Annotated in this window: 12 protein-coding genes; 8 read left to right on the top strand and 4 right to left on the bottom strand. The window is 63.5% G+C overall.

The features are described from left to right. Window positions 1–3 precede the first annotated feature (3 nt). The 6 genes from rsxC (at window position 4) to gloA (ending at window position 6,273) form a co-directional block, all read left to right on the top strand. Window positions 4–2,562, top strand: coding sequence for an electron transport complex subunit RsxC (gene rsxC, locus QLG02_RS04015; RefSeq protein ID WP_282464572.1), 2,559 nt, complete (start codon window positions 4–6; stop codon window positions 2,560–2,562). 3 nt (window positions 2,563–2,565) lie between these two features. After that, window positions 2,566–3,618, top strand: coding sequence for an electron transport complex subunit RsxD (gene rsxD, locus QLG02_RS04010; RefSeq protein WP_042064497.1), 1,053 nt, complete (start codon window positions 2,566–2,568; stop codon window positions 3,616–3,618). A 34-nt stretch (window positions 3,619–3,652) separates the two neighbouring features. Next, window positions 3,653–4,285 (top strand): electron transport complex subunit RsxG, encoded by a 633-nt coding sequence (gene rsxG / locus QLG02_RS04005; protein WP_282464571.1) that lies wholly within the window; start codon window positions 3,653–3,655, stop codon window positions 4,283–4,285. Window positions 4,286–4,301: 16 nt separating this feature from the next. After that, complete coding sequence (locus tag QLG02_RS04000) at window positions 4,302–5,060, top strand: electron transport complex subunit E (protein WP_282464570.1); 759 nt, start codon at window positions 4,302–4,304, stop codon at window positions 5,058–5,060. A gap of 14 nt (window positions 5,061–5,074) precedes the next feature. Beyond that, a complete protein-coding gene (nth, locus tag QLG02_RS03995) occupies window positions 5,075–5,716 on the top strand; it encodes an endonuclease III (protein WP_017408071.1) in 642 nt (213 codons plus the stop codon). 143 nt (window positions 5,717–5,859) lie between these two features. Further along, on the top strand, window positions 5,860–6,273 hold the full coding sequence (gene gloA / locus QLG02_RS03990; RefSeq protein ID WP_011706456.1) for a lactoylglutathione lyase: 414 nt from the start codon (window positions 5,860–5,862) through the stop codon (window positions 6,271–6,273). 65 nt (window positions 6,274–6,338) lie between these two features. Here gloA and QLG02_RS03985 read toward each other — a convergent pair whose 3' ends face one another. Continuing rightward, window positions 6,339–7,214, bottom strand: a complete 876-nt coding sequence (locus QLG02_RS03985) for an OmpA family protein (RefSeq protein WP_024944879.1) — start codon at window positions 7,212–7,214, stop codon at window positions 6,339–6,341. A 68-nt stretch (window positions 7,215–7,282) separates the two neighbouring features. Then, window positions 7,283–9,256, bottom strand: coding sequence for a methyl-accepting chemotaxis protein (locus QLG02_RS03980; RefSeq protein WP_282464569.1), 1,974 nt, complete (start codon window positions 9,254–9,256; stop codon window positions 7,283–7,285). Window positions 9,257–9,404: 148 nt separating this feature from the next. On the opposite strand from QLG02_RS03980, the gene rnt reads away from it, so the two are divergent. Then, a complete protein-coding gene (gene rnt / locus QLG02_RS03975) occupies window positions 9,405–10,064 on the top strand; it encodes a ribonuclease T (RefSeq protein ID WP_029300258.1) in 660 nt (219 codons plus the stop codon). Between the two features lie 259 nt (window positions 10,065–10,323). Next, entirely contained in the window at window positions 10,324–11,646 is a 1,323-nt protein-coding gene (locus QLG02_RS03970; RefSeq protein ID WP_024944876.1) for a Na+/H+ antiporter family protein, read from the top strand. 382 nt (window positions 11,647–12,028) lie between these two features. On the opposite strand, the gene QLG02_RS03965 is transcribed toward QLG02_RS03970, so the two are convergent. Together QLG02_RS03965 and QLG02_RS03960 are read right to left on the bottom strand one after the other, a co-directional pair. Beyond that, window positions 12,029–13,924 (bottom strand): DEAD/DEAH box helicase, encoded by a 1,896-nt coding sequence (locus tag QLG02_RS03965; RefSeq protein ID WP_199269029.1) that lies wholly within the window; start codon window positions 13,922–13,924, stop codon window positions 12,029–12,031. Between the two features lie 180 nt (window positions 13,925–14,104). Continuing rightward, on the bottom strand, window positions 14,105–14,566 hold the full coding sequence (locus QLG02_RS03960; protein WP_282464568.1) for a hotdog fold thioesterase: 462 nt from the start codon (window positions 14,564–14,566) through the stop codon (window positions 14,105–14,107). Window positions 14,567–14,633: the final 67 nt, after the last annotated feature.

The following is a 14,633-nucleotide window of genomic DNA, read 5'->3' as shown; positions in this document are numbered from 1 at the left end:
ACCATGCAGTCCTTACTCGAACGCATCAAAGCCGGCACTCTGTGGGATTTTCACGGCGGCATTCACCCTCCCGAGAACAAAGACCAATCCAGTCTCACCCCGGTGGTGGACGCGGGTCTGCCGCCCCAGCTCATCATCCCGGTGCGCCAGCACGCGGGTCCGGCCGGCGACCTGCTGGTGCGGGTCGGCGACAAGGTCAAGAAGGGCCAGCCGCTCACTCGCCATGACAAGGGGCGTTTCGTGCCGGTGCACGCCTCCACCTCCGGCACCATCACCGCCATCGGTCACCACACGGTGGCCCACCCCTCCGGTCTCGACGATCTCTGCATCACCCTTACCCCCGATGGCGAAGATGCCTGGGGCGAGCGTCAGGGCCGCAGCGACTACTGGAATCTGGAGCGGGGCGAGCTGCTCGAGCGCATCCAGCAGGCCGGCATCGCGGGCCTCGGCGGCGCCGTGTTCCCGACCCACAGCAAGCTCGATGGCCGCGGTCAGCTGACCGAGATCCTGATCGTCAACGGGCTGGAGTGCGAACCCTACATCACCACCGATGACCGGCTGATGCAGGAGTACGCCGACGAGATCATGGACGGCATCCGGGTGCTCAAGCATCTACTCAAGCCCAAGCTGACCCTGATCGGAGTGGAAGACAACAAGCCGGCCGCCATCGGTGAGCTGACCCGTCATGCCACAGACGAAGACGTACTGGTCAAGACGGTGCCCACCAAGTATCCCTCGGGCGGTGCCAAGCAGACCATCGAGCTGCTCACCGGCCGCCAGGTTCCCAAGGGGGGCCGCGCCGTGGACATGGGCATCATGGTGCTCAACGTGGCCACCGTGTTTGCCATCAAGCGCGCCATCATCGACGGCGAGCCGCTCATCTCCCGCATCGTCACTCTCACCGGCGACGCCTTCAAGAAGCCGGGCAACGCCTGGGTGCTGCTGGGCACCCCGGTGCGCTGGTTGCTGCAGCGTTTCGAGCTGCAGCCCGAGGCGGATCAGCGGGTGATCATGGGCGGCCCCATGATGGGCTTCACCCTGCCCCATGCCATGGTGCCGGTGGTCAAGGCCACCAACTGCCTGCTCTCCCCCACCCGGGCCGAGCTGCCGCCGCCCGGCCCGGAGCAGGCCTGCATTCGCTGCAGTGCCTGTGCCGACGCCTGTCCGGCCAACCTGCTGCCCCAAGAGCTCTATTGGTACAGCCGGGCCAAGGAGTACGACAAGGCCGAGGGGCTCAACCTGTTCGACTGCATCGAGTGCGGCGCCTGTGCCTGGGTCTGCCCGAGCGAGATCCCGCTGGTGCAGTACTACAAGATTGCCAAGGATGACATCCGCGAGGCACACGCCGAGGCCGAGAAGGCCGAGCGCGCCAAGCAGCGCTTCGAGGCCAAGCAGGCCCGCTTCGAGCGGGAAAAAGCCGCCCGCGAAGCCCGTCATGCCGAGGCTGCAGCCCAGCGTCGCCAGGCCATGACGGCGGCCGGCGGGGAAGATCCGGTGGCCGCGGCACTGGCCCGCATCAAGGCCAAACAGGACGCTGCGCCGGTTGGCGCCAGCGAACTCGCACCGGACAACAGCGCCATGATTGCCGCTCGCGAGGCGCGCAAGCAGGAGGCCATCGCCCGCCGCGCCGCCAAGGCGGCCGCCAGCGAGCCCGGCTCGGCCCAACCCGATGCACCGGCAGCGGACGGGCAGGATGCCAAGAAAGCCGCCATTGCAGCGGCGCTGGCCCGTGCCAAGGCCAAAAAAGCGGCTCAGGAGCCAGCCGAAGCAGCGGCTGTGGATAGCCCTGCTGCTGCGTCTCAGTCTGACCCCGTTGCCGATACGGATCCCAAGAAGGCGGCCATCGCGGCAGCCATTGCCCGCGCCAAAGCCAAAAAAGCTGCCAGCACGCAAGGTGATGAAGCGGCTGCGGATAGCCCTGTAGGCGCGCCCCAGTCTGACACCACCGCCGACGCAGATCCCAAAAAGGCCGCCATTGCTGCCGCCATCGCCCGCGCCAAGGCCAAGAAGGCCGCTCAGGCGCAAGGGGACGCAACCGTGACCGAAAGTGAAGAGACCGCCGTGGCAGTCCCTGCAACAGCGCCGCAGCCTGACTCAGCCGCCGACGCGGATCCCAAGAAGGCGGCCATCGCAGCTGCCATTGCCCGCGCCAAGGCCAAGAAGGCCGCTCAGGCGCAAGGGAATGCAGCCGTGACCGAAGGTGAAGAGACCGCCGTGGCAGCCCCTGCCGCAGCGCCGCAGCCTGACTCTGCCGCCGAGGTCGACCCCAAGAAAGCGGCCATCGCTGCCGCCATCGCCCGCGCCAAGGCCAAGAAGATCGCTCAGGCGCAAGGTGAGGAGGCCGTTGCCAAGCCCGCAGAGGTGCATGACGAGGAGGCCACAGCCAAACCCGAGGTGACCACAGTGGCGGCACCGGCTGCCGATGCGTCGCAGCCAGCCGCCGATGCGGATCCCAAGAAAGCGGCCATTGCCGCCGCCGTGGCCCGTGCCAAGGCCCGCAAACTGGCGGCCGAGGTAGCAGCCCAGGCCTCTCCTTCTCCATCGACCGACAAGAGCCACTGATCCATGTTCAATATCGCGAGTGCGCCGTTTGCCCACAACCGCAAACAGACCCAGACCCTGATGTTGCTGGTGATCCTGGCCTGCCTGCCCGGTTTTCTGGCGCAGAGCTGGTTCTTTGGTTGGGGCACCCTGATCCAGATCCTGCTGGCGCTGGTCACGGCGCTGGCCTCGGAGGCGCTGGTGCTGCGCTTGCGCGGACGCCCCGTCAAACCGGCCCTGCTGGATGGCAGCGCGGCCCTGACCGCCGTGCTGATCGGTCTCTCCCTGCCGCCGTTGCTGCCCTGGTGGATGCTGGTGCTGGGCACGGCGTTTGCCATCATCATCGCCAAACACCTCTATGGCGGGCTCGGCCAAAACCTGTTCAACCCCGCCATGGTGGCCTATGTGCTGCTGCTGGTCTCCTTCCCGGTACAGATGACCAGCTGGCTGCCGCCCTCCAGCATCGCCGCCTATGACATCGGCTTTGGCGATGCGGCCTCGGTGATCTTCACCGGCTTCAGCCTCGACGGTTACAGCATGGCGCAGCTCAAGCAGGGGGTGGATGGGCTGACCATGGCCACGCCGCTCGACACCCTGAAAACCGGACTGACTCAGGGCCTCACCGCCGGCGAGGTGATGACCCACACCGTCTTCGAAGGCTGGGGCGGCATCGGCTGGAGCTGGGTCAACCTCGGCTACCTGCTGGGCGGCCTGTTCCTGCTGCAGCAGAAGGTGATCAACTGGCGCATTCCGGGGGCCATCCTCGGCGCCTTGCTGCTGGCGGCCACCCTGGGTTATCTGATGACCCCGGATGCCACCGCCACCCCCATGTTCCATCTGTTCAGCGGCGCCACCATGCTGGGGGCCTTCTTCATCGCCACCGATCCGGTGAGTGCCAGCACCACCCCGCGCGGTCGCCTGGTCTATGGCGTGCTCATCGGCGTGCTGGTCTATGTCATCCGCCGCTTTGGCGGCTACCCGGATGCCTTCGCCTTTGCCGTGCTGCTGGCCAACCTGTGCGTTCCGCTGATCGACAGCCTGACGCGCCCGAAAGTCTACGGAGCCCGTCGCAAATGAACCTGGCGCACACCTCACCCTCAGGAATGATGCAATGTTAAAGAGCATGCGCAAAAACGGCGTCACTCTCGCCCTGTTTGCCCTCGCCTGCACCGCCGTGGTGGTGCTGACCAACGAGCTGACCCAGGGGCGGATCGCCCATCAGCAGCAGCTGGAGAAGCTGCGCACCCTCTCCGCCCTGCTGCCGGAGGGGAGCTATGACAACGATCTGGTCGCCAGCTGCAAGCTGGTGCAGAGCCGACGCTATCTGGGCAGCGACCAAGCCATGCCGCTCTACACCGCGACCAAGCAGGGCGAAATCACCGGTTACGCGCTGGAAACCGTCGCCCCCGACGGCTACAGTGGGGCCATTCGCCTCATCGTGGGCACCGATGCCAAGGGCGCCGTGAGCGCGGTACGGGTGTTGGCACACAAGGAAACCCCCGGCCTTGGCGACAAGATCGAGCTGAAGAAGTCGGACTGGATCAACAGCTTCGTCGGCAAGTTTATCAGCCACGACAACGAGGCCAATTGGGCCGTGAAGAAAGACGGCGGCGAGTTCGACGCCTTCACCGGTGCCACCATCACCCCCCGGGCCGTGGTCAAGGCGGTGAAGAACCTGTTGCTGCTGCAACAGGAGCACCCAGAGTTGCTGCGCGACGCCCCCGCCTGTGACGCCACCCCCTAACGCCGGAGCACAAGCTATGGAACAAGTCGATGTGATTGACGGGCAGAGCCCGCTCACCGAGAGCAATGGCCGCCGCGAAGAGCTCAAGGAGCTGATGCTGCAGGGGCTGTGGAAGAACAACCCCTCGCTGGTGCAGGTGCTGGGCCTCTGCCCCACCCTGGCGGTCTCCTCCACCTTCACCAATGCGCTGGGGCTCGGCCTTGCCACCATGGCGGTGCTGGTCAGCTCCAACCTCGCCATCTCGCTGGTGCGCAACCTGGTACCCAAGGATATTCGCATCCCGGTCTACGTGATGATCATCGCGGCGCTGGTGACCAGCGTGCAGTTGCTGATGAACGCCTACACCTACGGCCTCTATCAGGCGCTCGGCATCTTCATCGCCCTCATCGTCACCAACTGCGTCATCATCGGCCGGGCCGAGGCGTATGCCTCCAAGAACCCGCCACTGCTGGCGGCCCTCGACGGCTTCATGATGGGGCTCGGCTTTACTCTGGTGCTGCTGGTGCTGGGCGGGCTGCGCGAGATCATCGGCATGGGCACCCTGTTCGACGGTGCCGACCTGCTGCTGGGAGAGTGGGCCAAGTCACTGCGCATCGAGCTGTTCCACGCCGATGCCAGCCTGCTGCTGGCAATCCTGCCCCCTGGCGGCTTCATCGGTCTCGGCCTGATGATCGCCGGCAAGAACGCCATCAACGACTGGATGGGTCGCAAGCAGAGCGCCGAGAAGGCCCACTGCAGCGTGCCGGCCGCGGGTGCCCGCGCGACCCAGCTCTGAGCCAAGAGAGAGCCATGAACAATCAGAAACGTAGGCAGATACTGGAGCGACTGCGGGACGACAACCCCCACCCCACCACCGAGCTCAACTTCAAGACGCCGTTCGAGCTGCTGATCGCCGTGCTGCTGTCGGCCCAGGCCACCGATGTCAGCGTCAACAAGGCCACCGACAAGCTCTACCCGGTGGCCAACACCCCCCAGGCCATGCTGGAACTGGGGGTAGACGGGGTCAAGGAGTACATCAAGACCATTGGCCTGTTCAACACCAAGGCCGAGAACGTCATCAAGACCTGCGCCATCCTGCTGGAGCGCCACGGTGGCGAGGTGCCGGAGAACCGCGAGGCCCTCGAAGCCCTGCCTGGTGTCGGCCGCAAGACCGCCAACGTGGTGCTCAACACCGCCTTCGGCTGGCCCACCATCGCCGTCGATACCCATATCTTCCGGGTCTCCAACCGCACCGGTTTTGCGGTGGGCAAGAACGTCGATCAGGTGGAGGAGAAGCTGCTCAAGGTGGTCCCTGCCGAGTTCAAGCTGGACGTGCACCACTGGCTGATCCTGCACGGGCGCTACACCTGTCTGGCTCGCAAACCGCGCTGCGGTTCCTGTATCATCGAGGACTTGTGCGAGTACAAGGAAAAGGTCTACCCGGAGAGCTGAACACGGCTGCCGGCTCGCAAGCGGCGCAGCCATGGCGCAGCCATGGCGCCGCTCCTGGCGAGCACGGGCTTGAGCCAAGCGCCGGTATCCGCCACCCTGGGCGGCACCCATACCACAAGAACCACTACCCGGAGAATTGAGCAATGAGAATCCTGCATACCATGTTGCGCGTCGGCGATCTGCAACGCTCCATCGACTTCTATACCCGAGTGCTGGGGATGAAACTGCTGCGCAAGAGCGAGAACAGCGAATACAAGTACACCCTGGCCTTCGTCGGCTACGGTGACGAGAAAGATGAAGCGGTGATCGAGCTCACCTACAACTGGGGTGTCAGCGAGTACGAGCTGGGCTCGGCCTACGGTCACATCGCGCTGGAAGCGGATGACATCTACGCCACCTGCGAGGCGCTGCGCGCCGCCGGCGCCAAGATTACCCGCGAGCCGGGCCCGGTCAAGGGCGGCACCACCGTCATCGCCTTCGTGGAAGATCCGGACGGTTACAAGATTGAGCTGATCGCCAAGAAGGATGCCGGCAGCGGCCTCGGCGACAGTTTCTGATCCAGACTGATCCCCAGAAAAACCAAAAGAGCGCCAAGGCGCTCTTTTTTATGGATTCGTTTTCTTCAGATGGCGCCGTTGCGGCCCATGTTGATCACCACCCGCCGGTTCTTGGCGCGACCATCTTCGGTTTCGTTGGAGGCGACGTGCTGCTTCTCACCGTGCCCCTCCACCGAAATTTTGCCGGGTTCGATGCCCAGATCCACAAACACCTTCTTGATGGCATCGGCCCGTTTCTCGGATAGCTTCTGGTTCGGCCAGCGGCCGCCATAGCTGTCGCTGTAGGCGTCGATCACCACCACGTCGATGCTCTTGTCCACCTTCACATACTCGCCGATCATCGCCAGCCGTCGCTTGGAGGCCAGCGACAGCTCGTCACTGTTCTTGTCATAGGTGAGCACGCTGAAGGCGATGTCGTTGAAACTGTAGGGCAACAGGCCATTGAGGCAATCCACGAAGGCCTGATATTTGACCCGGAAGTTGACCGAGGAGAGCGAGACCCGCACCGGTCGATTCTGCCGATACCAGTCGCGGTACTGGAAGGTCGGCATGCGCCCCCCTTCCAGCTCGTCCAGCATGGTCCAGGCAGTCTGCCCCTCCACCAGCCCGTCAAACTGCTGGTAAAAGCGCAGCTGGCTCACTTCCCGCCCGGCGATGCCGGGGCGCCAGACCGGCGGCATGATGCCCAGGCTGACCGTCTGGGTCTGGGCCTGCTGGCGCAGCCCCTTGAGCTCGAAATCCAGGTTGATCTTGCGACCGGCGCGGCTGACAAATGCCCCCGTGCCCCAGTTGGGGATGGGGTGCTCGAGCCGGCACTCCACCTGGGTGTCAGAGGTCAAGCGCCAGACGGATTGATCCAGGCCGGCACCGAACTCGGTGACTCCCGCCTGTAACTGCATACTCACGGATATGCTGACCAACCCCAACATCCAAGCGTTCAACTGCCTGCCCTCCACACGATCTCAGGTTAGATATCGGCAGGGGCAGGACAAGCTTTAGGGCAAACCGATCAGTGGGTCGAGGCGGCGTCCATCAGTTTGAAGCGAGCGATGCGCCCCGCCAGCTCCCGCGCCAGCTGATCCAGCTCGGCGCTGTTTTGCTGCAGGGTTTCCGAGTGCTGGCGATGCGCCTCGTACACCTCGCGGATGGTCATCACGTTGTGCTGGATGTCGTCGGTGACATAGCGCTGCTCCTCGGTGGCGGTGGCCACCTGGGCGGTCATGTCGCTCACCTTGCGCACCTCGTTGACGATGTCGGTCAGCTCGCTGCCCGCCCGCTTGGCCTCGGTCACGCTCAGCCCCGCCTGCTCGGTCCCCAGGTGCATGGCGGTCACCGCCTGATTGGCCCCCTGTCGCAGCCGCACCAGCATCCGCTCTATGTCGTCGGCGGCCTGCTGGGTGCGCGACGCCAGCGCCCGCACCTCTTCCGCCACCACCGCAAAACCGCGGCCGGATTCGCCGGCGCGGGCCGCCTCGATGGCGGCGTTGAGGGCCAGCAGGTTGGTGCGATCCGAGATCTGCTTGATGAGGTTGAGCGCCTCGCCCACCGATTCGGTGTCCTGATGCAGGCTGTCCACCAGCTGCTGGGTATCACTCAAGGTACCCGCGACCTGCTGGATGGCATCGATGGTCTGATCCACCTCTTTGTCACCCTGCCGGGCCCGGCCGATGGCCTGCTGGGTCGCCAGCGAGGTCTGGGTCGCGTTGCGTGCGATCTCGGCAACCGTCGAGGCCATCTCGGTAGCGGCCGTCGCCACCAGATCCACCTGACCAAACCCCTTGGCCACTCCGGCGTTGACTTCGGCAATGACGTTGGCCGAGGCGGCTGCGCTGCGGGCCAGCACCTCGCAGGAGCGGCGCACCGCCAGCATCAGCCCCTCCAGATGTTCGAGGAAATGGTTCAGATCCCGCGACAATGCCCCCAGTTCATCACCGGATCGCCAGTTGACCCGCACCGTCAGATCGTTCTCCTGCACCAGCCGCTTGAAGGTATGGTGCAGAGCCATGAAACCCAGATGCAGATCCCGCACTACCCGCCAGCAGACAAAGCTGGTAAGCAGCACGCACAGCAGAACCCCGGTGGCGGCCCACCAGAAGTCGCTGGCGCTCTTCGCCCGCATCTGGTCCACCCGCTCGGACAACTGCTGATAGAGGCGGTCTTCGCTCTCCTTGAGCAGGCTGATCTTGTCGGTGCTCAAGGCAAACCAGGCCTCGGCATCCACCCCGAAGCCACCGCTGGCCGCCTTGTCCAGCGCCAGCTTCTCCATGGCGGCCACCTTGCTCACCACCGGCGAGGCCAGGCTGTCGGCCAGCAGCTGGCGCTGGGAGGGGCTCGCCACCGCCTGGAAACGCTCGAGATAGGTATTCTGGGCCGCCAACAGGGAGATGAACTGCTGCAACAGCGCCGGCGTGAAGCTGTCACGGCCAAACACGTTGCTCAAGGTCGCCCGCTCCAGCCCCATCCGCTCCTTGCTCTGCAAGAAGGCGGCATAGGCATTGGTCTGCAGCGCTATGGTGGCATCCCGGCTATTGATGCTGATCTGATCCACCACCGCCAGCAACTGGGTGATCATCCGGGTATAGAAGCTGACTTGCTCCGCCACCTCGACCCCCAACGCACTGACCCGCTCGCGCATGGCGGTGAGCCCGGCCAGCTCCTGCTGCACCTCTTTGAGCGCCAGCAGGGCGGGATCCTCACGAAAGCGCTGCAGCAGGGTATCGACCTGCTTGCGCTGCGCCGGCAGGGCATCGCGGAACTTGTTGCCACCGGAACCCAGGAAGCCGGCCGACATGCCGCGCTCCTTTTGCAGCTCGTGGGCCAGCTGCGCCGCTTCCTGCACCACCGCCAATGCGGCCTGGGCCTGACTCATCTCCTGCTCGACCCGATAACGCTCATAGACGTATCGGCCGGAGAAGAACAGCAAGGCCAGCAGTGGCAGGCAGACCACCAGCAACATCTTGTGCGCCAATCCCAGCTTCTTCATCGTTGCTCCCCATTCCATTGTTGAAGTGGTCAATTATAAGCCCGCGTGTCGATAATAGAATCGGCCACCGTGCCGATGGCGGCCGATGAGGGACAAAGGCCGGCTTTTTTGCCATAATGCCGCCTCATTTCACGCCGACCGAGATACCATGACCGACGCTGTTCACACCCTCAAGGGCCGTTTTCGTGGCTTTTACCCCGTCGTCATCGATGTTGAAACCGCCGGGTTCAATGCCAGAACCGACGCCTTGCTGGAAATCGCCGCCTATACCCTCAAGATGGACGAGCAGGGCTGGCTCGTGCCCGACCAGATCTTCCATTTTCATGTCGAGCCGTTTGAAGGGGCCAATCTGGAAAAAGCGGCGCTGGAGTTCACCGGCATCGACCCCTTCAATCCGCTGCGCGGCGCCGTCAGCGAGAAAGAGGCGCTGACCGAGATCTTCAAGGGCATCCGCAAGGGGATGAAGGAGCAGGATTGCGGCCGCGCCATCATAGTGGCCCACAACGCCACCTTCGATCACGGCTTCGTCATGGCCGCCGCCGAGCGGGCCGGCCTCAAGCGCAATCCGTTCCATCCGTTTGCCACCTTCGACACCGCCGCCCTCTCCGGCCTGGCGCTGGGCCAGACGGTGCTGGCCAAGGCGTGCCAGAGCGCGCGCATTCCGTTTGACAATAAAGAGGCGCACTCCGCCCTCTACGACACCGAGCGCACCACCGAGCTGTTCTGTCATATCGTCAACCGTTGGAAGAGCCTGGGTGGCTGGCCCCCGGCCCACCCGGACGAGGTGGCCGACGACGCCAGCGAGTAACGACGCCCCCTTCTCAAGAGGCTGCCACGGCAGCCTCTTTTCTTGCGCTATTTGGCAAGCCATCTGGTTTGACCAGAATGTCGAAAAAAGGCCCATCCAGCACCGTTTTTTACCTCTCAAGACTCATCACCGAGGTTGAACCGCCGGGAATGCTGTAGATAGGCCATTCACCTGATTTTTTACTCGACATTTGTCACATTTTTCGCAAACTAACTGCCTTTCACACGACAGACAGCAACACAAACTATAAGGAAAGCAAATGAATCCTGTTGTTATCGCGGTGGCGCTGATGCTGGTGCTCAGCCTGCTGCGGATCAATGTGGTGGTCTCTCTCGCCATCGGCGCCATCGTCGGCGGCCTGATCGGCGGCCTCTCCCTCGAACAGACCCTCAGCACCTTCAGCGGTGGCCTGGGTGGCGGCGCCGAGATCGCCCTCTCCTACGCCATGCTGGGGGCCTTCGCAGTCGCCATCTCCCGCTCCGGCATCACGGATCTGCTGGCGCGCAAGGTGATCAGCCAACTCGGCAAGGATGCCAGCAGCTCCCGCATCCTCTGGGTCAAGGCCCTGCTGCTCAGCTCGGTGCTGGGGGTCTCCATCTCCTCCCAGAACCTGATCCCGGTTCATATCGCCTTCATTCCTATCCTGATCCCGCCACTGTTGCACGTCATGGCCCAGATGCAGATCGACCGCCGTCAGGTGGCCTGCGTCATCACCTTTGGCCTGACCGCGACCTATATGCTGCTGCCGGTGGGCTTTGGCGGCATCTTCCTCAACAACATCCTGGCCAAGAACCTGATCGACAACGGCGTGCCGGTCGAACACAGCCAGCTGCCGCTGGCGATGGCCATTCCGGTGCTGGGCATGTTCGTCGGCCTGCTGATCGCCGTCTTCTTCAGCTACCGCAAGCCACGCCAGTATGATCTGGAGAAGATCCTGGCCGCCGAGCCGGAAACGGTCGATCTCAACCTCAACCACATCTGGGTCGCCCTACTGGCCATCGCCGTGGCGCTGGGGCTGCAGCTGATGACCAACAGCATCGTGCTGGGGGCGCTGGCCGGCTTCGTCATCTTCACCTGTGGCGGCGTCATCAAGTTCCGCGAGAGCCAGGATGCCTTCACCCAGGGCGTGCGCATGATGTCCCTCATCGGCTTCATCATGATCTCCGCCGCCGGCTTCGCCGCCGTGATGAAAGAGACCCACGGGGTGGAGAGCCTGGTACAGGCCGTCTCCGGCATGATGGCGGGCCACAAGGGGCTGGCCGCCTTCCTGATGCTGCTGGTGGGCCTGCTCATCACCATGGGGATCGGCTCCTCCTTCTCCACCGTACCCATCATCGCCACCATCTATGTGCCGCTGTGCCTGCACCTCGGCTTCTCCCCCCTGGCGACCATCTCTCTGGTCGGCACCGCTGGCGCACTGGGGGATGCGGGCTCTCCCGCCTCCGACTCGACCCTGGGCCCCACCTCGGGCCTCAACGCCGACGGCCAGCACGACCATATCTGGGACAGCGTGGTGCCCACCTTCATCCACTACAACATCCCGCTCATCATCTTCGGCTGGATTGCCGCCATGGTGCTCTAAGCCCCCAAGATAGATGCATAAACATAAAAGGCGACCCCAGGGTCGCCTTTTTGCTGCCTTCATCGCGATGGCATAGGCCCTGACAAACCAGCCCGGGTGCCCCTCTCAGCCTGCTCTTGCTGCTGCATCCTTCCCTTTATGCAGACGTAGCTTGCACCAGCCATCGGCAATCCTGCACTTGTCCGCCTCTTACTTTCTGCACCATCCCATTCCATCCACACACAGCCAGGACGATGTCAGGCCAACCCATCGGCGATATCAAGGGTGCGCCATGGACTTCCCCATCCACATCACCCCATGTGGCACTGCAATGTCGCCTGGGTGAACGACGGGCAACAAAAAGGCCGCTCGATGAGCGGCCTTTTTAGCTAGCAGTCAGGGTTTAGCTGTCGCGGCGCTTGCCGCCGAATTTGCGACCCTTGTCGAAACCGCCTTCACGGCGATCCTTGTTGAAGGGACGGTCACCCTGCGGACGGCGATCCTTGTTGAAAGGACGGTCGCCACGGAACGGACGATCACCGCGGGGCGGACGGGGAGCAGTGTTGCTGCCGGCCGGCACTTCGGTGTAGCGAGTGATCTGCAGCGGACGCTGGCAGACACGGGCCTTCTTGATCACTTCCAGCACGTCGGCGCTCATGCCCTTGGGCAGATCGACGGTGGAGAAGTCATCGGCGATGTCGATGTTGCCGATGAAACGGCTCTCGATGTTCGCTTCGTTGGCGATGGCACCCACGATCTGGCCCGGCTTGACGCCGTGATGGGCACCCACGTCGACGCGGTAGCGCTCCATCTCCACGTCCGGGTTGTCTTTGAGCGGACGCGGCTCCAGGGACGGCATGCGACGAGCCGGGCGATCGCCACGGTCGGCGAAATCACGGCCACCACGGTCGTTGAAGTCACGACGCTCGAAACCACCGCGATCGTTGCCGGCGTTGAACACCGGATCAGGAATGGAGTCATCCAGCAGCAGCGGTTGGTCACCCTGTACCAGCTTGGCCAGTGCGGCAGCCAGCTCCAGCGGATCGGCAGAGTCTTCTTCGATCAGCTCGTTCACCAGATTCACGTAGATCTCGAGCTCTTCGCCCATCATGGTTTCGCGGATCCGCTCCTTGAACTTGGCCAGACGGTGCTGGTTGATGTCCTCGGTGCTCGGCATCTTCATCGGCTCGATGGCCTGACGGGTTGCGTGCTCGATGGCGCGCAGCATGCGACGCTCACGCGGTGCCACGAACAGGATGGCTTCGCCCTTGCGACCGGCACGACCGGTACGACCGATACGGTGAACGTAGGATTCGGTGTCGTAGGGGATGTCGTAGTTCACCACGTGGGTGATGCGCTCAACGTCCAGACCACGGGCGACCACGTCGGTGGCGATCAGGATGTCCAGCTGGCCTTGGCGCAGCTTGTCGACGGTACGTTCACGCAGCTTCTGCGGAATGTCACCGTGCAGCGCTTCACAGGCGTGACCACGGGCAGCCAGCTTGCCAGCCAGCTCTTCAGCGGCGTTCTTGGTGCGTACGAACACCAGCAGGGCTTCGTAGGGCTCGACTTCCAGCAGACGGGTCATGGCGTCCAGCTTGTGCAGACCGGTCACCTGCCAGTAACGCTGGCGGATGGTGGTAGCGGTCGCAGTCTTGGAAGCGATCTTGATCTCTTTAGGCTGCTTCAGGTGCTTCTGGGCCACACGACGGATCTGCTCCGGCATGGTGGCGGAGAACAGGGCAACCTGACGACCGGCCGGGCACTGTTCCATGATCCAGTCCACGTCGTCGATGAAGCCCATGCGCAGCATCTCGTCCGCTTCGTCCAGCACCAGGGCTTTCAGGCCGGAGAGGTCCAGGTTCTTGCGACGGATCAGGTCCATCACACGGCCCGGGGTACCCACGACAACCTGAGCACCGCGGCGCAGGGCGCGGGTCTGGGTTTCGTAGGAGGCGCCGCCATAGATGGGCAGCACGTGGAAATCAGGCATGTGGTGGGCATAGCGTTGGCACGCTTCAGCCACCTGCAGAGCCAGTTCACGAGTCGGTGCCAGCACCAGGATCTGGGTGTTGCGGTTACCAGCTTCCAGACGAGACAACAGAGGCAAGGCAAAAGCAGCGGTCTTCCCTGTACCGGTTTGCGCCTGCCCCAGCAGATCGTGGCCCGCCATCAGGTGGGGAATTGCTGCGGCCTGGATGGGGGACGGGCGCTCATAGCCCACGTCCTGCAGCGCTTTCAGTACAGGCGCGGCCAGTCCAAGCTCACTAAAAAGGGGCAGTTGTTCGGTATCAGACATAGATTCTTCCAGATTAAGGCAGGCGGCTAACACCGCGGAATAGCAAAAAGGCGGCGATTATAGCGCCACTTTGTTCTGCTGTCTTGAAAAATGTGATAAGCCTCTCAAGACGTTGGCAATTATAGAGGGATCTTGCGACTATGGCTTGCTTATTTTTCACTCATGGTGCGTTATTGCAGATCACGCTTCGCCAGAGTCCTTGTCCCGCTTGTGTTTGAGCACCGCCATGGTCAACCGGCTGGTGCACAATAAACGACCACGTTCATCGCGAATTTCTATCTGCCACACCTGAGTCGTCGCCCCCAGATGCAGTGGCGTGCAGCGCCCCGTCACCACCCCTTCCCGCTTGGCTCTCAGGTGGTTGGCATTGACCTCCAGCCCCACGCAGTAACTGTCGGGCCCGACCGCCATGTTGGCCGCGAGCGATCCCAGCGTCTCCGCCAACACCACGGATGCGCCGCCGTGCAGCATGCCAAGCGGCTGATGGGTGCGGTGATCTACCGGCATGGTGGCCTCCAGCCAGTCGGGACCAAAGGAGGTGTAAACGATGTCGAGATGGGCCATCAGGGTGTTGCGGGAGCTGGCGTTGAGCCCTTCAAGGCTCATGGGCTTGCGCCAGATGGGGCTGCTTTCTTGACTCATGGTGAGCGGACTCCTTGCGTGATCAACGGGTTATCGCTGCGCCGTAGCGGCAAACCAGCAGTGTCGG

The organism is Aeromonas sp. V90_14 (assembly GCF_029967615.1).
GTDB classification, from domain to species: domain Bacteria; phylum Pseudomonadota; class Gammaproteobacteria; order Enterobacterales; family Aeromonadaceae; genus Aeromonas; species Aeromonas hydrophila.
The sequence above is the reverse complement of the archived record's forward strand: the minus strand, read 5'-3'. Positions and strand labels throughout refer to the sequence as shown.